We start from the raw sequence: 25,721 nt of genomic DNA, 5'->3' as shown, positions 1-25,721 counted from the left end.
CTAGGCCGTGTTGATCAAGTCGGTCTTGATCCAGATCAGGGTGGCGGCGAGGCAGATCGCGGCACGGTAGTTGCGGGCGGTCTTGTCCGAGCGCATCGCGATGCCGCGCCACTGCTTGAGCTTGTTGAAGCAGCGCTCCACGACGTTGCGACCCTTGTAGCGTTCCTGCTGCTGGTCGCCGAAGTCGATCGGCCGGCCCGGCTTCTTGCGACGGTGCGCGATCTGGTCGTCGCGCTCCGGGATCGTCGCCGCGATTCCTCTCGTTCGCAGCCAGGCCCGGTTCGCCTTAGAGGGGTAGCCCTTGTCGGCGAGCACCCGGTCCGGACGGGTCCTCGGGCGGCCTTTCCCGGTGCGGGGGACGCGGATGTCCTCGAGCACCGCGGTCATCATCGTCGTGTCGTTGACATTCCCGCCGGTGATCATCATGCCCAGCGGTCTGCCGCGCCCGTCGCAGACCAGGTGCAGCTTCGTCGTCAGCCCGCCACGGGAGCGTCCGATCCCGTGATCAGGCGGCTCGAACCACGGATTCTTGTGATTCGGCAGGGCCCCCTGTGTCCCGGGCGAGAGTGGCACCGTGCTGATGGACACGCGCGATGGTCGAGTCGATCGAGACGACCCAGTCGATCTTCCCGGCAGCGTCGGCCTGCTTCTGCACCTCGGCGAGCAGCTTCTCCCAGGTGCCGTCCTCGGCCCACCGGTTGAACCGCTTGTAGATCGAGTTCCACTTCCCGAACCGCTCCGGCACGTCCCGCCACGGCGCCCCGGTGCGGTACTTCCACGCCATGCCCTCCACCGCAAGGCGGTGATCCGCCCACGGCCGAGACCTTCCCGTCGGCACCGGCATCAGCGGCTCGGCTCCATCACAGCCCACACCTCGTCAGAGACCTCGTGTCGCGTCACCGTTCAAGACTCGCCCACCGGAACCCGAAACCACTTGATCAACACGGCCTAGCCCGAAGTCACGCTGCTACGGTCGCTTGCGCGCTCATCGTGGCTGCCGGAGGTCGACGTAGTCAGCCATCGGTGTGCCGGCACGGGCGGCGTGCAGCGTGATGATCGTGCCGCTGTAGCCGAGCAGGTCGATCAGCGACCGAGCGTCGACCTGTCTCACGAGGTCTTGCAGGGTCGCGTTGCGTGCGCGTTGGGCGTCGATGCCGAGAACCTTGAGCCGCTCCCCGAGCGTGTTCTCGTGCAGGTGCCGGCCCGCGCGAGTGCCGGGGAAGAGCCAGTCTGTTCCGGTGTTCCCGGTCTGCTGGTTGGAGGGATGGGCGAAGTAGTCGCCGAAGGTGTCGGCGAGCTCGGGCGGCACGATGCTGGGCACCGTCCCGAAGGTCAGGTAGAGCCCGTCGACGCGGGGCGACAGGTCGCGACGCCGGAGCATGACGATCCGGTTCAGAGGCTGCGCCCACAGCAGCAGGATCAGTCCCGCGATCCGGGTGGAGAGGACCACCTGGTCTAGCTCGAGGCAGTTCCGCACCATCTGCAGCCGCTGCTCCTGCGTGACGATCGGCGTGGAGTTCGCGACCCGGTGCGGAGCGTCGATCTTCCGGAAACGCCGGGTCGGACTCGGATCGAGCCAGTGCAAGTAGTTGCGGATGTGGCGACGCGTGGTGGTGCCGGTGCTGAGGTACTCGTCGACGTGGGCCTGCTGGATGCCGTTCGGTCCGACGTCGTGAGCGTCGCGCAGCCAGGTCAGGAACTTTCCGGCTTCGGTGATCTCCTGCTTTGCGGCATGCGTGACGGTGGTGAGATTGCGCGAGTCGTCGTGCTCGCGCTCCCGGATGCGGCGCAGATGCCGCCAGGTTGCGAACTGCTCGATGCTCGAGCGGGTGCCGTCGTCGGGGAGAGTGGAGAGTCGGCCGGCGAGCCAGGTCTTAAACGCGGCGACGGGGTCGCTGCCACGGTTAGGGAGCACGCCGTGGTGGGTCAGCAGCGCACGCAGGTGCTCCGCGGCCGTCGAACTGGGGAGGGCATCGAACGCGGCGTGGGTGAGATCGAGCTCACGGCTGCCGATCCGGGTGAGCAGGTCTCGCGCCTTCGCGCCACGGGTGTAGGTGATGAGGCTTTCCGGGCGCTCAGCATCGACGAGCGCCGTGATGAGAGCCTGCAGCCGACGGTCCTCGGCTGGCTGCAGGAGGTGTTCGAGCTCGTCGCGCAAGACGCACCGGGCGCACAGGCCACCGCGGACCCGTTCGGCCTCCGTGCCGCAGCGGGCGCACGACAGCTCCGTGCTGATCCCGGCGCAGTCGCGGCAGATCGCCTCACCGAGGCGTGATCGGCCGGGCACCATCCGGTGGACCCCGCAGGCGGCGCAGACGCCGTAGCTGTGGGTCGCGGCGGTAAAGCACGCCCCGCAGATAGAGCCGTCCGGCCAGCGAACCCGGATCTTGGGAACATCGTTGCCGCAGCGGTCGCAACGATGGCTCCCGACCGACCGGGGCCGGCCGCGACGTCGGGGCTCGGTGAGGCCGCGGATGGTCGCCGGGCGGGTTGAGCCGTTGCCGCCGGTTGCCGGCCGGCCTCCACTACTGGTCATCGTCGTCGTCGATGATCCGGGCCCGGACGGGGCGGTAGTCGCGGATGTCGGGCAGGCCGTCGCCGGCGGCACGGCGGGTGCGGATGGTCTTCGCGTCGTGCGCGGTGAAGGTGACCAGCTCGTCGATACCCACGTCCAGCGCGTCTGCGAGGGCCACGAGCAGTTTGAGCGAAATCCGCTCCGGGTCGTCCTTCACGATCCGCCAGATCGCATTCGCGGTCAGGGTGATGCCGCGCTCGTGGAGCAGGGGAGCGAGGTCCTTGGCGAGGAAGATGTGGTGGCGGGCCATGACCTCTCGCGCCCGCCAGGTGTATTCGATCTCTCGACGAGTCACGGTTCTCTCCTTCTCGGTAGCTGTTTCGCGGCGGCGAGGGTGCGCTCATGCGCCTGCTGCAGGGCACGGGTCTGATAGTCGGGGGAGGGGATCGAGTAGATCGAGGTGGTCGAGGCGTGCTCGTGGCCGAGCTGCATCTGCACGAACGACACGTCGAAGCCCTCGCCCGTGATGAGGTTGGTCGCGTAGGCGCGGCGGAACGAGTGCAGGTCCAGGCCCGGTGGGAACCCGAGCTCGTCGATGAGGCCCCGTAGTCGGCCGAGTAGGTGGGGCTCGCTGACGACCGCTCCACCGCTCGTGGGGAACAGGTCGTTCACCGGATTTCCGAAGATCGGAAGCCCGTTCTCGACCCAGTCGCGCAGCACCTGGGCGCTCCATTCCCACACCGTCAGGACGGAGCGGACCTTCTTCGCCGAGCCGCGATGGGGCTTGCCCCACCGCACCCGCAGCACCCCGTACTCGCCGAAGTACGGGGCCCGATGATTGCTGGACAGATCGACGAGCTGCAGATGCCGCAACTCGTTGGATCGAAGACCCCAGCCATACGCGGTCTTGAACGCGACCGCATCCCGCCACGCGGCGACGGGGGAGCGGCGACCGGAGTCCAGGATCCGCGTCACCTCGAGATCCGCCAGATCGAACAGCTCCTGCAGCTCGCGGGGCGTGAACGGGCGCTTCACGGGCCGAGCCTCGGATGGAAGCGAATGACTGACCCGGTTGAACTCCGTGACGACCTGAGAGAACAGCTGCCCAAACAGCCGACCGCTCTGCTCGTTCCAGTCGTAGCGCGGATCGCATGCATAGTCGCAGAACAGCTTGATCGACGTCTGATACGACCGCACCGTCGCGTGCGAGAGGTTGCGGACACCCCGGGCGTGGGCGAAAAAGTCGTCGACATCGGCGAAGGTCCACTCCCACGGATAGTGACCGCTGAAATCGACCAGCTTCAGCACCAGAGCCCTCCTGGTGCGGATCGTGCCGGGCGAGAAGTCCTTCGACCGCTGCTGCCGCTCCCAGCCGTCGAGCACCCCGGCGAGGAACAGCTCAGGGTCGGGAGCGGCACCGCCGAACGGGGCGAACAGGATGACGTTGTCGTCGTGTTCCACCACGCCTCCGACCCTTGAGAGTGGTAGCAAGAATCGCACGCAGTGTGCGAAACCTGCAACTGTCTTTCAAGAAATCCCTGATCAGATGGCTGACGGCCAGCGACGGAGTCGAAGCAAGTTGCTCACCGGGACCTGCATTGGTGACTGGAGGTGGCGTCCAAAAATACCTGATCAACGCCAGAATCGGGGAGTGCCCTAGGGCATACCCGTTTTCTAACTACGTGCAAGTTTCGCACATAGTTAAACTACTGATGGTGAAGTCAGTTACTCGTTCTTCCAGAACTCTCTGACTTGTCCGCCTGGATTGGCGGTTTGGCGTCGTTAATGCAACTATTTGCGTATGAATGCAGATAACAAGTGTGGGCTGTCGCCGGATAGTCAGTACGTTGAGCTCGCCGTCGAGGTGTTCTCGATGCTCGCGGATGCCACTCGCATTCGGATCATCCTCGCGTTGCGCGATGAGGAGCTGTCGGTCAACCATCTCGCGGACATCGTCGACAAGTCTCCGGCGGCCGTTTCGCAGCACCTCGCGAAGCTGCGCCTGGCTCGGATCGTGGCGACTCGGCAGGAGGGCACTCGGGTGTTCTATCGGCTCGCGAATGAGCACGCTCGTCAGCTGGTCGCCGACGCCATCTTCCAGGCCGAGCACGCGCTCGATCAGAACCCGGCGCACCATCGCGCTGCGATGCCGGCCGCTGCGCCGGTGAGGAGCATCACTGGTGCTTGAGGTTCTCCGGAGCCCGTCGTACGCGAAGCTCTTCTGCGCTCAGGTCGTCGCTCTCCTTGGCACGGGGCTACTGACGATTGCGCTCGGGTTGCTCGCGTTCGACATCGCCGGTGGTGACGCCGGCGTCGTTCTCGGCACAGCGCTCACGATCAAGATGCTGGCGTACGTCGGCGTCGCCCCGGTAGTCGCTGCGCTCACTGGTCACCTGCCGCGCAAGCACGTCCTCATCGCAGCTGATGTGCTTCGTGCTGCGGTCGCGATCAGTCTCCCGTTCGTTACCGAAGCGTGGCAGATCTTCATCCTCATCTTCGTCTTGCAGGCCGCGTCAGCGACGTTCACGCCCGCCTTCCAGGCGGTGATTCCGGAAGTGCTCCCTGACGAGGGGCAGTACACGCGGGCCTTGTCCCTGTCACGTCTCGCGTACGACCTCGAAGCGTTGGTGAGTCCGATGCTCGCTGCGGCGCTGCTGACGGTCATCACCTACAACAACCTTTTCGTCGGCACCTTCCTCGGCTTCATCGGGTCCGCGGCGCTCGTGATCGCGACCAAGTTCCCGAAGATCGCCCCTGCCGAACCGGCTCCCTTCTTCGAACGGCTGACCAGCGGGGTGCGCGTGTTCTGGCGGACGCCGGAGTTGCGGAGCCTGCTCGCGATGAACCTCGTCGTGGCGACCTCGACGGCGATGGTCATCGTGAACACCGTGGTGCTCGTGCAGGGGCTCCTCGGGCGGCCCCAGACCGATGTCGCGCTCCTCTTGGCCGCCTACGGCGCTGGGTCCATGGTCGTGGCGCTCGGGCTGCCGAAGGTGCTCGACCGGATCCGTGATCTCAAGGTCATGCTCGCCGGCGCTATTGCGCTTCCGGTTGGGTTGGTCGCGGCGGCCATCTTCATCGGGATGCCTGCGTCGACTGGAACATGGGGCGCGCTCATCGCGACGTGGTTCTACCTCGGCGCGGCGACCTCGTTGCTGCTCACACCGTCGGCTCGACTGCTTCGGCGGGCATCCGACGTGGGGACTCGCCCGGCGGTGTTCGCTGCGCAGTTCTCGCTGTCGCATGCGTGCTTCATCATCACGTACCCCTTGGCGGGCACGCTCGGTGCTCTGCTCGGTCTCCCGGCTGTGGCCCTCGTCCTCGCCGCAATCGGCACCGCTGCCGCGGCCCTTGCCTGGCTTGGTGCTCGCCGGGCCTCCTCACCGGCAGGCAGCGAGCTCGCTCAGTCGGGCGCCTAGGTCTCCGCTGGGGTCAAGGTCGATGGGCGTGCTGTTTCGCGTCGACGTACCGCGCCATGTGGGATCCGGATCGCTCGGCATGCTGAGCGAGGGTCTTCGGCGAATACCCGAGCAAATCGGAAAGCGACGCTACGTCGATGAGTGCGGTGAGCTGTTTCAAGGTCGTGTTCCGGGTGCGCTGCGGGTCGATACCCAGCGTGTTGAGCCGCTGCTGCAGGGTGGGAACTGACAGGTGCCGGCCGGCACGGTAACCCGGGAACAGCCAGTCGGTGCCGGTGTTCGTGGTCATTCCGTCGCGGTCCTCGAGCTGTCGCCAGAACATGGGCGCGAGAGGTTCGGGGATCTCGCTCACGTTCACACCGAGCCGGATGAACATGCCGTCCGGGCGTAGCTCGAGCTGATCCGCTGTGAGTCTGACGATGCGGGTGAGCGGTGTCGCCCAAAGGAGGTGGATGAGTGCGGCGACTCTGGTGCTGAGCGCGACTTGTTCGAACTCGACCGCGTTGCGGATCGCTTGGATGCGCTGCGCCTGCGTGAGTGTGGGCAGGGTGATCGCCTTGCGCGGCGGGACGTAGAGCTTCCGTGATCCGCCACGACCGCGCGCGAACCAGCCGATGAAGTGCTTGATTTGGAAACGTGTCGTGACCGCACCATCCAGGTAGGCGTCGATGTCTTCCTGGTGGAATGTGGCGACGGTTCGCTCCCGGGCCTGTTCGACCCAGATGAGGAACTTGCCAGCCTCAGTGATCTGCTGTCGTGCGTTCCGGCAGGCGATGTCCATGTTCGCGACGCCGACGCGCTCACGTAGCCGGTTCAGGTGATGCCACCGGGCGTACTGCTCGATGATCGACGCCACGTCAGGATGGGGCTGCAGCTCACGTAGGCGGGCGTCGACCCAGCCTTCGAAGATCGCCAGGTGCCGATCCGCGGGGGCGACCATGAGGCGGTTGTGGATGAGGATTTCACGAAGGTGCTCCACCGAATGCCCGCGCGGCAATGCGTTGAACGCCTCCGGGGTGAGGTCGAGTTCTCTGTCGCCGATCTTCCTGAGCAACTCGTGGGCCTTCTCGCCTCGCATCCAGGTGTAGATGCTCTCAGGCCGTGTTGACTCGACGAACACTTGGATCAGTCGTTTGATGCGTAGATCTGGGGGAGTGGTGGGCTTGAGGAGCTCGGTCAGGTCGGCCTCGATGACGCAGCGGGCACATTGGCCGTTGCGGAACCGCTCGGCTTCGACGCCGCACCTGCCGCAGGTCATGTTGGTCGTGATGCCGGCGCAGTCTCGGCAGATCGGCTTGGCGTGCTCGTCGCGGCCCGGGAGCAGGCGGTCGTCGCCGCAGCCCGCGCACACCCCGTACGTGTGGGCCGCTTCCCTGAAGCAGATGCCGCAGATCGCTCCATCCGGCCAGCGGACGCGAATCTTGGCGCTCATGCGCCCGCACCGGTCGCAGTGCTTCTCGCCCTCGGATCGTGGTCGCCCGCGTGGCTCCGGCGGTGTGAGCGAGTTCAACGTAGCCGGCCGGACGCGGCCGTACTCGCGGGGTCTAGCCATCGTCTCGGGTGACGCGGGCGCGGACGGGCCGGTAGTTGCGCAGGTCGGGAACGCCTGGATCGCCGTTCGCGACGCGCTTCTGGCGGATGGTGCGGGCGTCTGCCGCGGTGAAGGTCACTAGATCGTTCACCTCGCAATGCAGGATGTCGCACAGCGCCACGAGAACCTTGAACGCGATCCGTTCCGGGTCCTGTGCCACCAAGCGGTAGACCTGCGAGGCCGACAATGTGATTCCTCGCTCGCGAAGCGGTTCGACGAGCTGGGTGCTGCTGGTGATGTGCTGTCTGGCCATCAGCTCGCGGATTCGCCACTGGTACTCGATCTCGCGTCTCATGATGCGCCCCGATTCTTCTTGCGGTTGGGTGGGAGCGGCGGCCGCGGCGGAAGCCTGAGCTTTCGCTTCGGCAAGGCGACCGCGGTGCCGGTCGCCTCGAGCATCTCCCGGTGCACTCGGGCGAGCTCGGCGATCTGGAAATCGGCCGCCGGGAGGGTGTAGATCGACGTTGTCGCAGCGTGCTCGTGTCCGAGCTGCATCTGGATGAACTTGATGTCGTACCGATAGGACGTGAGCAGATGCGTCGCATACGAACGGCGCAGCGAGTGGAAATCGAGTCCCGGAGGAAAGCCAAGCTCGTCGACGCAATCGCTGATCCGTTGCCAGAGGTGGTTCGCCGACACCACGCTGCCTGTGTTGGTGGGAAACAGATCAGTGAGCGGTTCGCCGTAGCGGGGGAGGACGTTGTTCGTCCAGTCCTCGGCGACCTCGGCGGCCCACTGCCACACCGTCAGCACGTTTCGCGGCTTGAACACCTGGCCGGCCTTCGCCTTCCCGAATCGCACGTGCAGGTTGCCGAAGTCGCCGAAGTAGGGTGTGCGAGCGTTCGCGGAGAAGTCAACGATCTGCAGCCGCCGGACCTCGGTGACGCGGAGCCCCCACCCGTACGCGATCTTGCAGGCCGCGGCGTCTCTGAGCACCGTCAGGGCGCCGCTGCGCCCGGACTCGAGCACGCGCACGTACTCCACGTCGAGGAGGTCGAAGAGCTGCTGGAGCTCGTCCTCAGTGAATGCCCGCTTCTCGGGTTTGGCCTCGTTGGTCTGTGAGTGCGTGATCCGGTTGAATTCGTTGACGACCTGCGAGAAAACCTGGCCGAACATCTGAGCCGAGCGCACGCTCCAGTCGTACGCCGGGCTCGTCGCGAAGTCGCAGAATGCCTCGATCATGCCCTGATACGCGCGCAGCGTGGACTGTGCCAACCCTCGAACCGAACGAAGATGATCGAACCAGTCGGTCGCGTCGCCCACGTTCCACTCCCAGGGGAACTTGCCCGCCGAGTCACACAGGCGGAACACCACCGAACGACTCGTGCGCACGTAGCCTGCCTTGATGCCGCGCGAGCACAACGACGCCGCCCACGCGTCAAGAACCTCTTCGAGGAAGACGTCAGGGTCTGGAGCAGCCCCGGGAACAGGCAGGAATGAAAGCGTCCCGCCGCCATCAGAACCCACCATCGGACACCACCGCCTCGCCTGCGAATATTGCAGGATTCCTGCAGAAATCGCAATGGGTGGATCCGGAAAACCAGATCAGAGGGTAAATCCAAAGGGATCGTCACCAGTTGAATTCCGACCGGCGTTGCTGGATGCGTGAGGCGCCCGAGAACGGAGTAATTCCTGGTCAAGCGCGATTAATGCAAGCGGGGAAGGGGATTAGCCGGTTCTCCAGATCCTGCAATTCCTGCAAGTTCTGGATTTACTTTCTGACATAATGTGCATTATCGGCAAAAGCTCCACAGGCGCGACGCCGGTCGAGCGGCACCACTGCTCATCCGGCGCGAACGGGCGGATTCCGCACCGCCGAGCGACAGAACGGGCCCGATGACGCGTGCGGCGCGTCTTGGATCGCACGACCGAGCTGTCAGCGCTAACCTGAGAACATCTCCACTCACAGGAGATTTTAGAGAGGGCTCCGCCATGACTGCTGAACCTACCCTCGAGAAGACGGCGACCAACGGCATCCGGACCGCTCTCGGTCTGGGCGGCGCGCTGTCCGTCATCCTCGGCATCGTCATTCTCGTCTGGCCAGGAAAGACCGCGATGGTCGTGACCGCGATCATCGCGATCTACGCCATCGTCGCCGGACTCGTGTACGCGGGAATGGGAATCTTCGCAACCGGAAAGGGCGGGTGGTCGCGCGTCGGTCACGTGCTCCTCGGCGTGCTCTACGTCGTCGCCGGTATCGTCGCGTTCTCCAACCTCGGCCTGGCCGCACTCGCGCTGGCCGTCTTCCTCGGCATCCTCGTCGGCATCATGTGGGTCATCGAGGGCGTCGTGGCGCTCTCGACGCTCGATCTGGCGCCCTCCCGGGGATGGACGATCTTCTACGCGATCATCTCGATCATCGCCGGTCTCACGCTGCTCTTCTCGCCGCTGTGGGGCGCCGTCGTGCTGTGGTGGCTCATCGGAATCTCCGCGGTCGTCATGGGCATCATCCAGATCGGACGCGCCTTCTCGTTCGGCAAGTGACACGACACGAAGCGCCCCGCTCGCCGTGAGGCAGCGGGGCGCTTCGACGTGGCGGATGCCGTGACTCAGTCGGCCGGGAGGTGACGGGACCACCAGTCGAGGACCGCGTCGAATCTCTCCTCGCGATGGCGAGGGCGTCCCGAGCGCGTCAGTTCGTGGTTCTCCCCCGGGAAGATGAGCATCTCGGCATCCGTCCCCTGTCGCTTCAGCGCCGCGTAATAACGCGTCGCCTGCTCGAGGGGGCAGCGGAAGTCCAGCTCGGAGTGCAGGACGAGAGTCGGCGTGCGCACGTCGTGCACGACGGCCATCGGGCTTTGCCGTGCCATGTCCTCCGCATCGGTGCCGACGTATTCGTCTCCGAAGAACGATCCGATATCGCTGGTGCCCTGGAAACTCACCGGGTCGAGGAAGCCGCGCTCGACGATGGCGCCGGCGAACCGGTGGTCGTGTGCAATGGTCCACGCGGTGAGATAGCCGCCGTACGACCCGCCCTGGATGCCGACGCGCGCGCCGTCCAGACGAGCATCGCCGGCGACGACACCGTCGAGGAAATCGAGGACGTCCGTCATGTCGACGGTGCCCATGGCGCCGCGAATGCTCCGACCGTGCGCCCGACCGTATCCGGCGCTCCCCCGCGGGTTGCAGTAGACGACGGCGTAGCCGGCATCGACGAGAACCTGCGTCTCATCGAACAGATGTATGCCGTACGACGCATACGGCCCGCCGTGGATCTGCAAGATCACCGGGAAGGGGCCCTCCCCCGCTGGGACGGCGACCCACCCGTGAACGGGATAGCCGTCACGGGCGACGATCTCCCGTTCCTCGGGCCGCACGATGGCCCGGGCCTCGGCGGCCGCACCGAACGTCGTCAGCGGGCCGGACCCGAGCAGTGACACCTCGCCAAGGCTGAACGGCGTCGCGTGGGAGAAGACGATGCGCTCCCCCGCCGCCGCGTGACCGACGACCTCGACATCGCCGTCGACCAGCACCGAGACGTCCCCGGCACGCGTCACGCGCAGGAGCTCGACGCGGCCACGCGTGCGGTTCTGGACGAGGAAGTCTTCTCCGAACGGGGTGATGTGGGAGCCCACCTCTCCGAGGTCGACGGCGTCGGGGTCGGTGAGCGCACGCGGCGCGGGCGCAGACAGCGGTCCCTCGAGGACGTAGAGCGCGACGTCCGGAGCGATGAAATCGATGCCGGACTCCCCCGGTCGTGATGCCAGGACGGCGATCGTGCCGTCGTCGGCGACGCCCACGTCGTCGACGGCGTAGCCCGCATCGCGAGAGAGCACCTCGATCGCGCCCGAGCCGTCGACGGCCACGGCGACCAGCGGCGTCCGCAGATCGCGACGATCGTCCTCGATCTCGTCGACGACCGTCAGCAGATGAGCGCCATCGGCCGTGAACACGACGCCGTGATGCGAAGCGGCGCCCGAGGTCAGCGCGGTCGCCTGTGCCCCGACTCGCCGCTCCTTACCCGCCTCGCCCGCAGCCGTCGGCGCGGGCGCATAGAACGGCTCCGCACCGGTGTCGGGGGCATCGATGATGAAGAGATGCGACGGACGGTCGGCGAGGTAGCCAAGACCGTTGGCATGCCAGCGCACACCCGTGATGCGGCGCGGCGATTCCGCCTCTGCCGAGCGGCCCTCGACGGTTCCGTACCGTCCCTGCTCGGGCACCCGCGCCGTGAACGCGATACGTGCCCCATCGGGCGACCACGCGAACGACCCCACGCCGCCGCGGGCCTCGGTCGCCTGCACCGGCTCGCCACCAGAGGCCGGGATCACGAAGATCTGCGAAGTTCCGTCGGCGTCCGCGCGCACGAAAGCGACGCGCTCACCGTCGGGTGATACCTGCGGCGACGAGTCCCACACCCCACGCGTCAGACGACGGGGCGCACCGTCCGGCAGATCGATCCGCCAGATCTGACCGACGTTGCGGTCGGCGCCGAGGTCGGGACGCGACGTTGCGAAGACGGTGAACGAGCCATCGGGGGCGATGCTGGGGCGTCCAACGCTGGTGAGGGATGCGATGTCGACGGGACGCATGCTCACTCGCCGCCGAACGAACTCACGTCCCCGACGAGACGCGTGTTGTCGTCCGGAATCGGCTCGACCGCGGCGAGGGCCACCTCGGCGGCGAACTCCGACACGTTGTACAGCTTGCCGGCCGACTCGCGGCGATCGGCGATGGCGCCCGGGTTGGCGCGCTCGAGAAGCGTGGCGGTGATCGTGCCCTCGATCATGTCACCCGACACGACGACGAAGTCGATGCCCTGTTCGGCGAGGGCGGGGATCCGCTCGCGCAGCGCGTCTTCACCGGCACGCTTGGACAAGGCGACCGGCTCGTACTCGGGCATCGTCGGTGTCGTGCGGATGAAGTGGGCCTGGTGGCTCGTGACGAAGACCACCCGAGAGCCGTCGTGCAGCAGGGGCAGCGCGGCCTCGAGGACTCCCAGCTGGGCGTCGCGGTTGAGGACGAGCGCATAGTCGGCGCCCATTCCGCTCTCCATGCCGCCGGACGCGTTGAGGACGAGCAGATCGAGAGTCCCGAACGTCTCCTTGACGGCTTCCATCATCGCCGCGACCGAACCGGCATCGGTCAGATCGGCGCCGACGACCAGCACCTCGACGCCGAGTTCCCGCAGCTCGGCAGCGAGCTTCTCGGCCCGCGGCGCCTTGTTGCGGAAGTTGATGACGACGTTCGCGCCACCCTCGGCGAGGTAGCGAGCCGTGTCGGCACCGATGCCGCGCGAAGATCCGGTGACGAGGGCCGTCCGTCCGGCGAGGGAGCCGGCGGGGATGGGCTGGGACATGATTGCTCCTGCAAGAAGACGGATGCCGGGCGGATGTCGCCGCAGCCTTCTCGACACTATCAACCGGTGCCCGACGAACACCCGGCGGCTGGCCACCGCATCGAGACGGCCGGGTGTTAGGGTTCGAACAAGACCCACGAAGGGAGCGCGCATGCTGCCCGATCTCACGCAATATCTCTGGATCGCCTGGATCGTGCTCGCCGTGGTCTTCGTGATCATCGAACTGCTGACCCTCGAGTTCACCTTCCTCATGCTCGCCGCCGGCGCGGTCATCGGCGGCCTCGGCGTGAACCTGCTCGGCGGCCCCTGGTGGCTTCAGGTACTCATCGCCGCTGCCGTGTCGGCACTGCTGCTGTTCACGATCCGCCCGCTCCTGCTCACCGCGCTGCGCCGATCGAGCCAGCCGCACCCGACGAACGTCGACGCGCTCTACGGCATGGCCGCACGCGTGACGGCGCCCTTCGTCGATGGTCGCGGCTTCGTCCGTCTCGACAACGGCGAGCAGTGGACGGCAGAGCTCGCCCCGGCGGCCACCGCACTGTCTCCCGGCGACCGGGCTGTGGTCACTGCGGTGCGCGGTGCCACGGTCGAAGTGGCACCTGTCCCCTCCTCCCCCGCCACCGGCTCCCCGGCGGCATCCGACTCTCCCGAAAGGAGCACCGACTGATGGTCGACGTCGGAGCGTTCGTGGGTCAGATCTTCGTGATCGTCCTGCTCGTCGTGGTCGCGATCTTCGTGATCGTGGTCCTCTTCCGATCCATTCGGATCATCCCGCAGGCCTACACCGGAGTCGTCGAGCGGCTGGGCCGCTATCAGCGCACCCTCTCCCCCGGGCTCAACATCCTGGTGCCGTTCATCGACCGCCTGCGTCCTCTGGTCGACATGCGCGAGCAGGTGGTCTCCTTCCCGCCGCAGCCCGTCATCACCGAGGACAACCTCGTCGTCTCGATCGACACGGTCGTCTACTTCCAGGTGACCGACGCGCGCGCCGCGACGTATGAGATCGCCAACTACCTGTCGGCCGTCGAACAGCTCACGACGACCACGCTCCGCAACGTCGTCGGCGGTCTCAACCTGGAAGAGGCGCTGACGAGTCGGGACAACATCAACGGGCAGCTGCGCGTCGTCCTCGATGAGGCAACCGGCAAGTGGGGCCTGCGGGTGTCGCGCGTCGAGCTGAAGGCCATCGACCCGCCCCACTCCATCCAGGACTCGATGGAGAAGCAGATGAGGGCCGAGCGCGAGCGTCGCGCGACCATCCTCACCGCCGAGGGATCGAAGCAGTCGCAGATCCTCGAGGCGGAGGGCCGCCGTCAGGCGGCGATCCTGGGCGCAGAGGGTGACAAGCAGGCCGCGATCCTCCGTGCCGAGGGCGAGGCCGCCGCGATCCAGAACGTCTTCTCCGCGATCCACGCGGGCCGCCCCGACGACAAGCTCCTCGCGTATCAGTACCTGCAGACCCTGCCGAAGATCAGCGACAGCGCGTCAAGCAAGCTGTGGATCATTCCCAGTGAGTTCACGGAGGCGATGAAGGGTCTCGGAAGCGCGTTCGCCGCGCGCGCGGATGCCGGCGACGCACCGAGGCCGCCCGCGACGACGGCCACGCCTCCCACTGATCTCTCGTGAGCCACCCGTGGTTCGCCGCCACCGCGGCTCCGCGTGTGCTGGCTCATCGAGGTTTCGTTCCGAGCGACGCCGAGGGCATCGTGGAGAACACGGTCGCCGCTTTCGCCGCCGCGCATGCGATCGGCGCGAGGTATGTGGAATCGGACTGCCATCTGACCGCCGACGGCGTCGTGGTCTTCTTCCACGATGAGGATCTGCTGCGGGTGGCCGCCGATCCTCGCAAGATCGCCGCCGTGCGTCATGACGAGCTCGCGGAGATCATGGCCGACCGCGGCGGTCTCGCCACCGCCGCCGACACGATCGAGGCGTTTCCGACGCTGCGCTTCAACATCGACGTCAAGTCGCCCGATGCTGCTCGCCCCCTGGGCCGCGTGGTCGCCGGGCACGCGGATCGCGTGCTGGTCACGAGCTTCTCGGACGCGCGCCGCAGGCGAGCGCTCGATGCGGCACGTCATCTCGGCGGCGAGCCGGCGACGTCGGCCGGCCGTGAGACCGTCGCAAGGCTGCTCGCGGCCGTGTCGACGGGATCGAGCGCTCTGGTCAAACGCGTACTTCGCGGGGTGGATGCCGTGCAGATCCCCGAGCGCCAGGGACCGATCCGCATCGTGACACCACGCCTGCTGCGCCTCGTTCACGACGCCGACGTCGAGGTGCACGTCTGGACGGTCAACGACCGCGACGACATGGATCGCCTTCTGGCGCTGGGCGTCGACGGTCTCGTCACCGATCGTGCCGACCTCGCGCTGACCGCCACTGCGTCGCGCCCCTGATCAGGGCTGGGGATCCCCTGTGAAAGGGCGATTTGGCACGGACGTTCGGATGAGGCACACAGGTGCGCACGTTATACCTGACACGACGAGAGGACCACACAATGGCAGATCGCAGCCTGCGCGGCATCCGACTCGGCGCCTCGAGCCTACAGAGCGAAGAAGGCGTCGTGTTCCATGAGCGCGCCAACCACACCTATGTCTGCACGCAGTGCGGACGCGAGACCGTGATGACCTTCGCGGCCGACGCCGAGCTTCCCGACGCCTGGGAGTGCCGCACGTGCGGCGCCGAGGCCGTGCTCCGCGTGGGCGATTCGGTTGTCGAGGTCGACCACTCCGGGGACAAGGCTCCCCGCACCCACTGGGACATGCTGCTGGAGCGTCGTACCGTTCCCGAGCTGGAGGAGCTGCTCGAAGAGCGCCTCTCCCTGCTGCGCGCCCGTCGCGGCGCTGCGGACCACTCCCGCCTGAGCGCCTGACGCTCACTCCCCCGCTTCGACGTCGGCCCCTTCGGGGGTCGGCGTCTTCGGCGTGCGCGCGCGACGGCGGACGAGGAGGCCGACCACGGCCAGCGCCACCACACTGCCCCACCCGAGCAAGGTCTGGATGGCATCGCCCAGAAGGATGCCGGGGGTCAGACCGGTACGCAGTGGCACGTCGGTGACCATCGCCCCCGGCTTGTCGGCGGGCAGCGCGTCGATCGTGCGGCCGTCGGGTCCGATGACCTGACTGGTGCCGACGGTCGACAGGTTGACGACGGCGCGGCCGCTCTCGACGGCTCGAATACGGGCGAACGCGAGTTGCTGGAGGTTCTCGTCGGTTCCGCGGAAGTCGGCGTTGTTCGTCTGGAACATGTACACCTGGGCCCCGGACACGGCGCCCTCGCGGATGACATCGTCGTAGATCACGTCGAAGCAGATGGCGAGCCCGACTCCCACACCGTTCACCTCGAACATGGGCGTCGTCGTCCCCGGCGTGTACTCGCGCTGGATGAGGCCGATGAGATCCGGGGCGAGCATGTTGTAGAACCAACGGTCCGGCACGTACTCGCCGAACGGAACCGGGTGGCGCTTGTCATACAGCGCCGTCGGGTTCTGGGCCCCGGCCTTCCACAGCAGCGAGGAGTTGAAGTACTGATCGCCGCGTTGGGTGACGCCGCTGACCAGCAGCGGTGCGCCGACACGGTCTGCCAGAGCGTCCAGAGCTGTGCGCACCGACGTGTTCGACAGCGGGTCGGCATCGATCCCACCCTCCGGCCAGAGCAGCAGATCGATGTCGCGGTCTTCGATGGGTCGCGTCGCCGCAAGTTGCGCGCGGAACACGTCGTAGGCGGCACGCTGATCGAAGTAGCCGGCCGGCCCGTTGCCCTGCACGGCCCCCACGCGGATGCTGCCGGCATCCGTCGTGGGAAAGGCGGGAAGAAGAAAGAGCACCAGGACGGTGATCGCCGCCGGCAGGATCCGCAGCGCCGCGGCGGGCACACCGCGGGATCGTCCGAGCCGCGCCGCCTCGATCGCCGCGGCACAGGCGAACACGATCAGGAACGACAGACCGCTCATCCCCGTCCACGACGTGACGTGCACGAGCGGCGAGTCCGCCTGCGTCACGGCGACGCGGGTCCAGGGAAAGCCTCCGTAGGGGAACGTGCCCTGCAGTTCCTCCCGCGACACCCACAACCCCGCCACGAGAGCCGGCAGCGCGAGGAGGCGTCCTGCGGCGCCGGGTGCCCAGCGGGGCAGCCATCGATAGGCCCAGGCGATGGGAATGGCCATGACCGCCGTCAGCACCGACTCCAGCGTCGACAGCGCGATCCACGGCACCGGCCCGAGATAGCGGGCCGTGAAGGAGAAGTTCACGAAGAACAGGCCGACGCCGAAGAGGAGTCCGACCGTGAACGCGCCGCCGGTGCGCCGTCCGATGAGCGTCAGCAGCCCCAACGGCACGGCGACGAAGACCGCGGGCCACCACGACAGCGCGGGGAACGCGAGCGTGAGCACCAGGCCCGCGGCCGTCGCGACGACAGCTGCCGCCCACAGCGGAAGAAGCGGTCGCACCGGCGGGGCGGCAGGACGAAGTCGTTCGGGCACGGATCGAGCCTAGGCGAGCGGATTCAGGAGGAGCCGTACGCGACGATCCCGCGTCGGACGGCATCGAGGGCGGCGCGCGCCGTCGTGGCGAGCGGAGCGTCGGCGACCATCGACAGCTGATCGAGCAGATCGATGGTCTGCTTCGTCCAGCGGACGAAGTCGCCCGCGGCGAGATCCGCCTCGTGCAGCACACGGTCCAGCGAGGCCCCGCGCGCCCAGGAGTGCATGGCCTGGGCAAGCCCCGTGGCCACCGGGGACGACCCCGGCAGGCGATGGTCCTGCTCCAGATCGTCGAGGCGCGCCCACAGCTCCTGGGTCGCCGTCAAGGCCCCCCGGAACGTACCGCGCGGAAGTCCGTGCTCGCCCGGGCCGCTCTCGTCGCGACGCGGCTCATACACGAGACAGCAGGCCAGGGCGGCCAGGCCGGATGGATCGAGGTCTTTCCAGATACCGGTGCGCAGAGACTCCGCCACAAGGAGATCCCGTTCCCCGTAGATCCGCTTCATCGTCGCACCGGCCGCCGTCAGCGCGGTGGCTCCGTCGGCATCGACGTGCACATAGTCCAGCGCGGTGAGCACGTCGACGACCCGGTCGAAGATGCGGGCGACGGTTCCGGTGCGCATGTCGATCTGCTGACGCAACTTGTCGCTGTGGCGCCGGAGCTTCCCGTACCGTTCGGCCCATCGGGCGTGCTTCTCGCGGTCGGGGCAGCTCTGGCACGGATGCCGCTTGAGACTGCGCCGCAGCGACTCGATCTGCTCCTGACGCTGCTGGCGCACCTTCGGAGGGCCGGAGCGGTCGCCCTTGCGTTCGAGGTCGCCGAGCTCGCGTCTCATCCGGGAGAACTCGGCGAAGTCACCCCGATCGCACGCCATCGACGCCGCGTAGCCGGCCAGGGAGACCTCGGCATCCTTGACCTCGCGCGCGAGCCCGACCACGGCGCGGTCGGCCTGGAACTGAGCGAACGACGACTCGAGGATCTCGCGCGCTCGGGAACGACCGAACTGGTCGATGAGGTTGACCGCCATGTTGTACGTCGGGCGGAAGCTCGAGTTGAGCGGGTAGGTGCGCCGCGAGGCCAGGGCGGCCACGGCCTGGGGATCGAGATTCTCACTCCACTGGATGACCGCGTGGCCTTCGACATCGATGCCGCGCCGTCCCGCGCGCCCCGTCAGCTGGGTGTACTCGCCGGAAGTGATGGCGACCCGCGCCTCACCGTTGAACTTCTCGAGCTTCTCGAGGACGACGGTGCGCGCCGGCATGTTGATACCGAGCGCGAGTGTCTCCGTCGCGAAGACGATCTTGACGAGCTTGCGCTGGAAGAGCTCCTCGACGATCTCCTTGAACGCGGGGAGCAGGCCCGCGTGGTGAGCGGCGACACCGCGTTCGAGGTTCTCCCGCCACTCCCAGAAGCCGAGCACGGCGAGATCCTCGTCGGGAAGCGTCAGCGTACGCTCGTCGACGATCCGGCGGATCTCATCGCGCTCGTCGCGGTCTGTCAGACGCACACCGGAGCGTCGAACCTGCTGCACCGCGCCCTCGCAGCCCGCACGGCTGAAGATGAAGAAGATCGCCGGCAGGAGGTTCGCCCGCGCCAGCAGCTCCACCACCTGTGGCCGGTCGATGCGCTCGATGCGCTGCATGTCGGCAGAGCGCAGCGGCCGCGTTGCCCCCTTCGAGGGCCGCGGGCCGCCGGATCGATCGCCCTGCGACCGGTGACGCTGTGAGCGGTAATCCTGAGCCCGGCGATTGCTCTCGAACGTGGAGCCGCGCACCGATCGCAGGCGCATGAGCTCCTGATTGACCTGCGCGGTCGCGATGCCGGCCCGGTCGTCGAACAACGGCAGTAGATCGCCACGGACCAGCACATGCTGTTCGAGCGGAACGGGTCGGGTCTCGGAGACGATGACCGCGGTGTCACCACGCACGGTGTCGAGCCAGTCGCCGAACTCCTCGGCATTGGACACGGTGGCCGACAGCGACACCAGCTTCACGCGCGACGGCAGATGGATGATGACCTCCTCCCACACCGCGCCGCGGAACCGATCGGCGAGGTAGTGGACTTCGTCCATCACCACGTAGCGCAGACCGCGCAGCGCCGGGGAGTCGGCGTAGAGCATGTTGCGCAGCACCTCGGTGGTCATCACGACGACGCGGGCGTTGCCGTTGATGTTCGTGTCGCCCGTGAGCAGGCCCACCTCGTCCTCGCCGTACACCTGCTGCAGCTCGCGGAACTTCTGGTTCGACAGCGCCTTCATCGGCGTCGTGTAGAAGGCCTTCTCGCCGGGCTCGCGCATGGCCAGATGCACGGCGAACTCGCCCACGATGGTCTTTCCCGCGCCGGTGGGCGCCGCCACCAGCACGCTGCGTCCGTCCTCGAGGGCGTGGCATCCCGCGATCTGGAAGGGATCGAGGTCGAAGCGCTGGCCGTCGGCGAAGGAGGCCGTGATCGGATGCGCCTGGCGGGCCTGGGCCTGCGCGTAGCGGCTGGCGGGATCCGTCACAGGTCGAGCCCGAGCGCCTTCTCGCGCTTGGCGCGTCTGCGATCGAAGAGCACCGACAGCCCAGCCGCGGCGAAGTAGAGCACGGTGAGGATGCCGGCCAGCAGCAGCATGCTGACGATGTCGGCGGCGGGCGTGGCGAGCGCCGCGAACAGTGACGCAACGAGAACGGCGACCCGCCAGCCCCTCAGGATCGCCATACCGCTCATCACACCGGCGAGGTTCAACGCGACCAGGAAGACGGGAAGCACGAAGGAGACGCCGACGACGAGCAGCAGCTTGAAGACGAAGTCGTAGTAGTACTTCGAGTCGTAGATGTTCGACGCGCCCTGCGGAGTGAAGGAGGCCATGAGCTCCACGATGTGGGGCATGATCAGCCACCCGACGAACACGCCGGCGGCGAAAAGGGGCACGGCGGCGCTCACGAACCCGATGGTGTAGCGGATCTCCTTCCGGGTCAGACCCGGAACGAGAAACGCCCAGATCTGCCAGACCCACACCGGTGCGGAGAAGATGACGCCGACGGCCAGTGCGATGCGCAGCCGCATATCGAACGGGCCCGTGATGCTCTGGTACATCAGAGTGACAACGTCGCCGTCGCCGCGTTGCGCGGCGACGACCCGGATCGGCTCGGTCATCGCCCAGATGATGGCATCAGTGAAGATCCACGCGATGATCATGCCGACGACGAGCGCGATGATGCCGATGATGAAGCGTCGGCGCAGCTCCGTGAGGTGCTCCGCCAGCGACATCCGGCGATCGCGACGGGGCGCGTCGTCCTCGCCGAGACGAGCGGACTCGACCGTGGCCACCGACGTCAGGGCTTGGCGTCGGGTCCGGGCTCGGCGCTCGAGGCGGCCGTCCCGGCTGCGCTTCCGGTCACCGGCGGTGCGGGCGGCGCCGCGGCGGCGTCGTCTTCCTTCATCGCCTTCATCTCGCCCTTGAAGACGCGCGCGGACTGACCGACGCTCTTGGCCAGCGCAGGGAGCTTCGCCGCTCCGAACAGGAGCAGGATGATGACGACAAGGGCCAGCAGGTGCCAGCCGGTCAAGCCTCCGAGCATGAGGGTCTCCTCGGGTCTGGGGATATCGCCCAGTCTACCTGTCGGTCCCGCCGCCGGGCTCAGGCGTACTGGGCGAGCCCCGCCTCGGCCCACGCCGCGGCTGCGTGACGCGCGGCATCCGGTCCGACGATCTCCAGATCTCCGCCGAGCTTCGCCGCGACACGCTTCAGGCTGCGGGCATCCCCCACGCGCACCCGTGCCGAGCGCACCGCGGCGCCGGCATCGGCCGGGTCGTCGATCACGACGTAGTCGGCCAGCAGGGGCGCAGCCGATGCCCGATAGCGGACGACGACTTCGACGTCGCGGGAGGCACCCTCGAACAACGCGGGAACGCTGTCGTCGCCGTGGGTGCTCACGATGTCGGTGAGATGCACATCGGAGACGCGATCGAGATGGAAGGTGCGCATCGCCTGACGCAGGTGGCACCACCCCTGCAGGTACCACTGACCACCGGCGAGGTGGACCTTGACCGGGTCGACCGTGCGGGTGGTGGGCGCGGCATCCGGAGCTTGGTAGGTGAAGGCCACGGCGACGCCGTCGCGCAGCGCGCGATCGACCGTCAGACGGACGTCGTCGACCTCGCCGGACGCGACGATGACATCGGCCGGCACGCCCGAAGCGCCACGCGCGAGCTTGGCGAGCAGCCCCTGGATCACGCCGCTGTCGCCGACGCCGGGCAGCGATGCCGCGACGCGGAGTCCGGCGAGCAGGGCCGCCGCCTCCGGTGCCGTCAGACGCGGGGTGCGCTCGAGCCCGACGGTGTTGGTGATGACGATGAGATCCTGCTGATCGAGAAGATCCCAATCGATGTCGAACAGATCGTTCGCCATCTGCCAGAAGCCGCCGTCGCCGGGTAGCCCGATGACGGTCAGCTTCTCCACCATGGTCCGCATCTGCTCGACCGTGACGTCGAACTCCTCTGCCGCCTCGGTGAGCGAAACCTCGCCCTTCCCGATCAGGTAGGGCACCAGCTGGAGGATCAGGGCAGCGCGATCGGTGGCGAGAAGAGGCTTACGCCGCGCACTCATGATCGCTCCCCCGCGCCGGTGCCGTGCACACGTAGCGTGCGCTCCAAACGCGCGATCACCTGGTCGCGCAGTTCTCCCGGTTCGACCACGCGCACCTCCGGGCCGTACGAGGCCAGCTCGTCGGCGAAGATGTGGACGTCGACGTAGGGCACGCGGATTCCCTGGTCGGCGGGCGTCGCCCGGCGCGTGAGTCGCAGAGCGGCCTCGGTGCCCGGGGCGATCTCCAGCAGCGCCTGCTGACGGGCGGCGAGCTCCGCCAGTCCGGTCAGCGCACGCTCGCCGGCGCCCTCGCGCAGGGCGAGATCGAACGTCGTCCGCGTGATCGCGACATCCGACACGATCCGCGACAGCAGGAACGTGCGCACGTCACCCTGAATCAGATCGAACCCGTAGACGTGCCACCGCGCCTCGTACTCGATCAACGCGTAGGGCTGCACGCGACGCACGCGCGCACTCTCCTCTCCCGCCTTCAGATAGGAGAACTCGACGACGCGGCCCTGTTCGATCGCGCGCTGCATCGGCGCGAAGGCGGGCTCGCGCAGGTTCACGCGCGGCGAGTAGCCGATGATCGGCGCGTCGACGTCGATGCCCAACGCCCGGATCTTGCGCAGGCCGCTGCGCGCATCGGCCGACATCGAGCTCTCGCTCCACACACCGCCGGCGAGGTTCAGCACGGCGAGCTCGGCCGGCGTGAACTCGATGTCGGCGGGAAGCTCGTATTCTGCGGTGGGGATGCGGTACCGCGCCTCACGGAGATCGTCGGGGTCGGCGTAGTCGCCGATGGTCTCCACGGGGATGCCGAGCGAGCGGAGATTCTCCTTGTCGCGCTCGAACATCTTCTCCAGCGCGTCTTTGGAAGCCCCCGCGGAACCCTGCTCGCGGTAGCCGGCCACCGACGAGAGGATCGTGTCCTTCGTCAGCCCCTGCTCCGTCGCCATGAGTGCGACCACCAGGTTGACGAGGCGCTCCTCGGGCGCGCTGCGGCTGGTCTCGGTGGGCACCCGTCAATCTTAGGCGCCGCCTGTGGAGCGGCGGCGGTGCCGCGCGGGGTCAGGGGGCGGCGGGAGTGTCCACGCCCAGCACGTCGATGACGAACACGAGCGTCGAGCCCGCGGGGATCGATGAGGTGGTCTTGTCCCCATAGCCGAGGGACGGCGGGATCACCACGAGGATCTGCGACCCGACCGTCTGCCCCTTCAGAGCCTGCGCGAAGCCCGGCACGACGGCATCCAGCGTGACCGCCGTCGATGCCCCCTTATCCCACGTCGAGTCGAACACTTTACGATCGGCCCACGTGAGGCCCGTGTAGTTGATCCGGATCTGATCGCCGTCTCCGACGGCGGGGCCGTCGCCCTTCTTCAGCACCTCCACGGCGAGGTCGGACGGCGGCGCGGTGTCCGGGATGATGATGCCCGGCGTGCCGTTGGGAGCCAGCACGACGGAGGGCATCCCCCGTCGATCGTTGTACTGGGGCGTGCCGTCCGCCGCGGCGAGGTAGACCTTCTGCAGGTCGATCGCCACGACGATCGAGTCTGCGCCGGTGAGGCCCCACCCCTGCGCGGCCTCGGCCGACAGCGCGCTGGCCGGAACGGCGCCGAGGATGCGGGAGCCCTCGGTCGCGCAGGTCATCAGCTCGGCGAAGCCGGCGTACTGCTCACGCCACTTCGACAGCGGCGTCACCTGCGTGCCCGACGTCAGGATCTTCTGACCGGTCGACCCGCTCATGATCGTGATGGTGAACTGCACATCCTGCATGTCGGAGGTGACCCGCAGGCCGGAGCCGACGGTCTCGTCCACGGCGACCGTGTGATCGACGTAGACCGGAGCGCTCAAGGTCACGTTGGGGGCGCCCTCAGCCCCGGAGACGCTCACCGTGTTGAGCACACCCGAGCTGTCGGTGGGGCGGTCGCACGAGGCCGCCGATCCGGGCGTCGAAGCGCATCCGACGAGGGTCAGAGCAGACAGGCCGATGACGGCGAGGGCAGCAGGGATCCGGCGCACCGGATCAGTCTACGTCGTCCGGTGCACCGCGCCCGGCCGTGACGGCGTCGGCCGTCGCCTGCCGAGCGCCGTCCGCTGCGCGCTGTGCCTCGCGCACGCGCTTGCGGAGGTTCTTGTCGGTGATCTGACGGTCGCCGACGGCCCCGGGCGTCCAGAGTTCGACGTCCTCATCGGCATAACTGGGCTTCTTCAGTGCGCGCTTGCGCACGTCCGGGGGCATCGCACCCGGTGCCAGGCGACGCGCCGTGATGAGAAACCCCGTGTGTGCGACCATCCGATGATCCGGTCGCACCGCGAGTCCCTCGACGTGCCATCCACGCACCATCGTCTCGGTCGCTTCGGGCTCGGTGAACAGACCGGTGGCGCGGATGTACTCCGCGACACGACTGAGTTGGGTCGCGGTGGCGATGTAGCAGAGCACCACACCCCCGGGCGTGAGAGCGTCGGCAACCGCGTCGATGCACTCCCACGGGGCCAGCATGTCCAGAACGACGCGATCCACGGATGCCGGGCCCACCGCACCGGGAAGCTCTTCCACGAGATCACCCACGACAACTTCCCAGCTGCCGGGCGTGTGCCCGAAGAAGGTCTCCACGTTGGCACGAGCCACCTCCGCGAACTCGTCACGGCGCTCGAAGGAGATCAGGCGCCCCGCCGGACCGATCGTGCGCAGCAGCCACATCGACAGCGCGCCCGAGCCCACACCCGCCTCGACCACCGTCGCGCCGGGGAAGATGTCGGCGGACGCCAGAATCTGCGCGGCATCCTTCGGGTACACGATGGCAGCACCGCGCGGCATCGACATCACGAAGTCGCGAAGCAGCGGCCGCAGTGCCAGGTACTCGTGACCACCGGAGTTGGTCACCACCGACCCGTCGGGCTGACCGAGCAGCTGTTCGTGTTTGAGCACGCCGTGGTGGGTGTGCAACTCGCCGCCCTCCCGCAGGGTGACGGTGTGGAGGCGGCCCTTGGGTCCGGTCAGCTGCACGCGGTCGCCCAGGCGGAACGGGCCGCTCGGGCGCAGGTCGACGAGGGATGTCGGGGTGGTCACGCGTGCTCTCCTGTGCGGTGGGTCCGGTGCGCCGCGTGGACCGCGGCGATGTCCTCGGGCGTACGGCCTGCGAGTGTCGGCCACACGGTGTGGGCGCCCGTCCCGACGAGCGAGACCATCAGCGGCACCCCGATCGTCGTGACGCCCGCGGCGACGGCGGCGCGCACGCCCGTCGGCGAGTCCTCGATCGCGACGGCGTCGGCGGGGTCGATGCCGAGGGCACGGCACGCATGCAGATATGCGTCCGGGAACGGCTTGGGACGCGTGACGTCATCGCCCGCGACGATGATCTCGAACAGCTCGGGAAAGGGCGCGACGACCTGTGATGCCATCCGCCGCATCGACATCGTCACCAGCGCACAGCGGATGCCGGCGCCGCGCAGCGCGGTCAGCAGCTCGTGCGCCCCGGGACGCAGAGGGTTCCCCCGCTCCGAAAGCAGGCGCGTCACCTCTGCGGTGAGGTGGGCGATGATGTCGGCGACGGACATCCGCACGCCGGCCTCCTGAAGGATCGCCCCGGAGGTCTCGAGTCCCTGACCCACCAGAGTCAGGGCCTGTTCGTGCGTCCAGGTGCCGCCGAAGCTCTCGACGAGGGCCGTCTCGGCCTCCATCCAGTAGGGCTCGGTGTCCACGAGGGTGCCGTCCATGTCCCAGAGAACGGCGGCGGGGAGGGCGGAGCTCATCGGTCCATGCTACCGACGCCCCTCGGCGCCGCTGTCGCGCGCGTGACGGCCGCCCTCGCGACGGCGTCGGCGCGTATCGTGGAGGAATCG

The 25,721-nt window shown here is 67.7% G+C and carries 24 protein-coding genes and 1 pseudogene; 7 read left to right on the top strand and 18 right to left on the bottom strand.

Annotation, left to right across the window (positions count from 1 at the left end; genetic code table 11):
* The 4 genes and pseudogenes from ABS64_RS04135 to ABS64_RS04120 all read right to left on the bottom strand — a co-directional run bounded on the left by ABS64_RS04135 (nucleotide 1) and on the right by ABS64_RS04120 (nucleotide 3,979).
* Nucleotides 1-861, bottom strand: a pseudogene (locus ABS64_RS04135) (IS5 family transposase).
* Between the two features lie 124 nt (nucleotides 862-985).
* Entirely contained in the window at nucleotides 986-2,158 is a 1,173-nt protein-coding gene (locus ABS64_RS04130; RefSeq protein ID WP_292681120.1) for a hypothetical protein, read from the bottom strand.
* A 367-nt stretch (nucleotides 2,159-2,525) separates the two neighbouring features.
* Nucleotides 2,526-2,870, bottom strand: a complete 345-nt coding sequence (locus ABS64_RS04125; RefSeq protein WP_292681117.1) for a helix-turn-helix transcriptional regulator — start codon at nucleotides 2,868-2,870, stop codon at nucleotides 2,526-2,528.
* Nucleotides 2,867-3,979: a site-specific integrase gene (locus ABS64_RS04120; RefSeq protein ID WP_292681115.1), complete on the bottom strand. Its 1,113-nt coding sequence runs from the start codon at nucleotides 3,977-3,979 to the stop codon at nucleotides 2,867-2,869. The genes ABS64_RS04125 and ABS64_RS04120 overlap by 4 nt, the downstream gene beginning before the upstream one ends.
* A 337-nt stretch (nucleotides 3,980-4,316) precedes the next feature.
* Between ABS64_RS04120 and ABS64_RS04115 the strand changes: the two genes are divergently transcribed.
* Together ABS64_RS04115 and ABS64_RS04110 are read left to right on the top strand one after the other, a co-directional pair.
* On the top strand, nucleotides 4,317-4,703 hold the full coding sequence (locus tag ABS64_RS04115; RefSeq protein WP_076690901.1) for a metalloregulator ArsR/SmtB family transcription factor: 387 nt from the start codon (nucleotides 4,317-4,319) through the stop codon (nucleotides 4,701-4,703).
* Nucleotides 4,696-5,934, top strand: a complete 1,239-nt coding sequence (locus ABS64_RS04110) for an MFS transporter (protein WP_076690903.1) — start codon at nucleotides 4,696-4,698, stop codon at nucleotides 5,932-5,934. Before ABS64_RS04115 ends, ABS64_RS04110 begins: the two co-directional genes overlap by 8 nt.
* A gap of 13 nt (nucleotides 5,935-5,947) precedes the next feature.
* Here ABS64_RS04110 and ABS64_RS04105 read toward each other — a convergent pair whose 3' ends face one another.
* The 3 genes from ABS64_RS04105 to ABS64_RS04095 form a co-directional block, all read right to left on the bottom strand.
* Nucleotides 5,948-7,366 carry a hypothetical protein gene (locus ABS64_RS04105; protein WP_076690904.1) on the bottom strand — a complete coding sequence of 473 codons (1,419 nt, stop codon included), beginning with the start codon at nucleotides 7,364-7,366 and terminating at the stop codon, nucleotides 5,948-5,950.
* Nucleotides 7,367-7,478: 112 nt separating this feature from the next.
* Nucleotides 7,479-7,820 carry a helix-turn-helix transcriptional regulator gene (locus tag ABS64_RS04100; RefSeq protein ID WP_076690905.1) on the bottom strand — a complete coding sequence of 114 codons (342 nt, stop codon included), beginning with the start codon at nucleotides 7,818-7,820 and terminating at the stop codon, nucleotides 7,479-7,481.
* Entirely contained in the window at nucleotides 7,817-8,857 is a 1,041-nt protein-coding gene (locus ABS64_RS04095; RefSeq protein WP_198159049.1) for a site-specific integrase, read from the bottom strand. Before ABS64_RS04095 ends, ABS64_RS04100 begins: the two co-directional genes overlap by 4 nt.
* Nucleotides 8,858-9,457: 600 nt before the next feature.
* On the opposite strand from ABS64_RS04095, the gene ABS64_RS04090 reads away from it, so the two are divergent.
* A complete protein-coding gene (locus tag ABS64_RS04090; RefSeq protein ID WP_036287731.1) occupies nucleotides 9,458-10,009 on the top strand; it encodes a DUF308 domain-containing protein in 552 nt (183 codons plus the stop codon).
* Between the two features lie 65 nt (nucleotides 10,010-10,074).
* On the opposite strand, the gene ABS64_RS04085 is transcribed toward ABS64_RS04090, so the two are convergent.
* Nucleotides 10,075-12,057: a S9 family peptidase gene (locus tag ABS64_RS04085; protein WP_292681099.1), complete on the bottom strand. Its 1,983-nt coding sequence runs from the start codon at nucleotides 12,055-12,057 to the stop codon at nucleotides 10,075-10,077.
* Between the two features lie 2 nt (nucleotides 12,058-12,059).
* Nucleotides 12,060-12,824, bottom strand: a complete 765-nt coding sequence (locus ABS64_RS04080) for an SDR family oxidoreductase (protein ID WP_036287737.1) — start codon at nucleotides 12,822-12,824, stop codon at nucleotides 12,060-12,062.
* Nucleotides 12,825-12,975: 151 nt separating this feature from the next.
* Here ABS64_RS04080 and ABS64_RS04075 point away from each other — a divergent pair, with 151 nt between their 5' ends.
* From ABS64_RS04075 to ABS64_RS04060, 4 genes are all read left to right on the top strand, one after another.
* Nucleotides 12,976-13,491 carry an NfeD family protein gene (locus tag ABS64_RS04075; protein ID WP_036287740.1) on the top strand — a complete coding sequence of 172 codons (516 nt, stop codon included), beginning with the start codon at nucleotides 12,976-12,978 and terminating at the stop codon, nucleotides 13,489-13,491.
* Nucleotides 13,491-14,450, top strand: coding sequence for an SPFH domain-containing protein (locus ABS64_RS04070; protein WP_036287743.1), 960 nt, complete (start codon nucleotides 13,491-13,493; stop codon nucleotides 14,448-14,450). Before ABS64_RS04075 ends, ABS64_RS04070 begins: the two co-directional genes overlap by 1 nt.
* Nucleotides 14,447-15,220: a glycerophosphodiester phosphodiesterase family protein gene (locus ABS64_RS04065; RefSeq protein WP_036287746.1), complete on the top strand. Its 774-nt coding sequence runs from the start codon at nucleotides 14,447-14,449 to the stop codon at nucleotides 15,218-15,220. The genes ABS64_RS04070 and ABS64_RS04065 overlap by 4 nt, the downstream gene beginning before the upstream one ends.
* A 101-nt stretch (nucleotides 15,221-15,321) precedes the next feature.
* Nucleotides 15,322-15,696, top strand: a complete 375-nt coding sequence (locus ABS64_RS04060) for an RNA polymerase-binding protein RbpA (protein WP_292681089.1) — start codon at nucleotides 15,322-15,324, stop codon at nucleotides 15,694-15,696.
* Between the two features lie 3 nt (nucleotides 15,697-15,699).
* On the opposite strand, the gene lnt is transcribed toward ABS64_RS04060, so the two are convergent.
* The 9 genes from lnt to ABS64_RS04015 all read right to left on the bottom strand — a co-directional run bounded on the left by lnt (nucleotide 15,700) and on the right by ABS64_RS04015 (nucleotide 25,631).
* Nucleotides 15,700-17,304: an apolipoprotein N-acyltransferase gene (gene lnt / locus ABS64_RS04055; protein ID WP_292681086.1), complete on the bottom strand. Its 1,605-nt coding sequence runs from the start codon at nucleotides 17,302-17,304 to the stop codon at nucleotides 15,700-15,702.
* 23 nt (nucleotides 17,305-17,327) lie between these two features.
* The gene (locus ABS64_RS04050) at nucleotides 17,328-19,808 is read right to left on the bottom strand and encodes a DEAD/DEAH box helicase (RefSeq protein ID WP_292681084.1); all 2,481 of its coding nucleotides are present in this window, start codon (nucleotides 19,806-19,808) and stop codon (nucleotides 17,328-17,330) included.
* The gene (gene tatC, locus ABS64_RS04045) at nucleotides 19,805-20,557 is read right to left on the bottom strand and encodes a twin-arginine translocase subunit TatC (protein WP_036287794.1); all 753 of its coding nucleotides are present in this window, start codon (nucleotides 20,555-20,557) and stop codon (nucleotides 19,805-19,807) included. The genes ABS64_RS04050 and tatC overlap by 4 nt, the downstream gene beginning before the upstream one ends.
* A 65-nt stretch (nucleotides 20,558-20,622) precedes the next feature.
* Nucleotides 20,623-20,868: a twin-arginine translocase TatA/TatE family subunit gene (locus ABS64_RS04040; RefSeq protein WP_036287757.1), complete on the bottom strand. Its 246-nt coding sequence runs from the start codon at nucleotides 20,866-20,868 to the stop codon at nucleotides 20,623-20,625.
* 59 nt (nucleotides 20,869-20,927) lie between these two features.
* On the bottom strand, nucleotides 20,928-21,896 hold the full coding sequence (locus tag ABS64_RS04035) for a WYL domain-containing protein (RefSeq protein ID WP_016465288.1): 969 nt from the start codon (nucleotides 21,894-21,896) through the stop codon (nucleotides 20,928-20,930).
* Nucleotides 21,893-22,897, bottom strand: coding sequence for a WYL domain-containing protein (locus ABS64_RS04030; protein ID WP_036287763.1), 1,005 nt, complete (start codon nucleotides 22,895-22,897; stop codon nucleotides 21,893-21,895). Before ABS64_RS04030 ends, ABS64_RS04035 begins: the two co-directional genes overlap by 4 nt.
* 49 nt (nucleotides 22,898-22,946) lie before the next feature.
* A complete protein-coding gene (locus tag ABS64_RS04025) occupies nucleotides 22,947-23,897 on the bottom strand; it encodes an FKBP-type peptidyl-prolyl cis-trans isomerase (RefSeq protein ID WP_036287765.1) in 951 nt (316 codons plus the stop codon).
* Nucleotides 23,898-23,901: 4 nt separating this feature from the next.
* Nucleotides 23,902-24,948 carry a tRNA (adenine-N1)-methyltransferase gene (locus tag ABS64_RS04020; RefSeq protein ID WP_061683416.1) on the bottom strand — a complete coding sequence of 349 codons (1,047 nt, stop codon included), beginning with the start codon at nucleotides 24,946-24,948 and terminating at the stop codon, nucleotides 23,902-23,904.
* Nucleotides 24,945-25,631, bottom strand: a complete 687-nt coding sequence (locus tag ABS64_RS04015) for an HAD family phosphatase (protein ID WP_288120471.1) — start codon at nucleotides 25,629-25,631, stop codon at nucleotides 24,945-24,947. Before ABS64_RS04015 ends, ABS64_RS04020 begins: the two co-directional genes overlap by 4 nt.
* Between the last annotated feature and the right edge of the window lie 90 nt (nucleotides 25,632-25,721).

The sequence above is a fragment of the Microbacterium sp. SCN 69-37 genome (assembly GCF_001724435.1).
GTDB classification, from domain to species: domain Bacteria; phylum Actinomycetota; class Actinomycetes; order Actinomycetales; family Microbacteriaceae; genus Microbacterium; species Microbacterium laevaniformans.
Note: the sequence above shows the minus strand (reverse complement) of the source record. Positions and strands in the feature narration are given on the sequence as shown.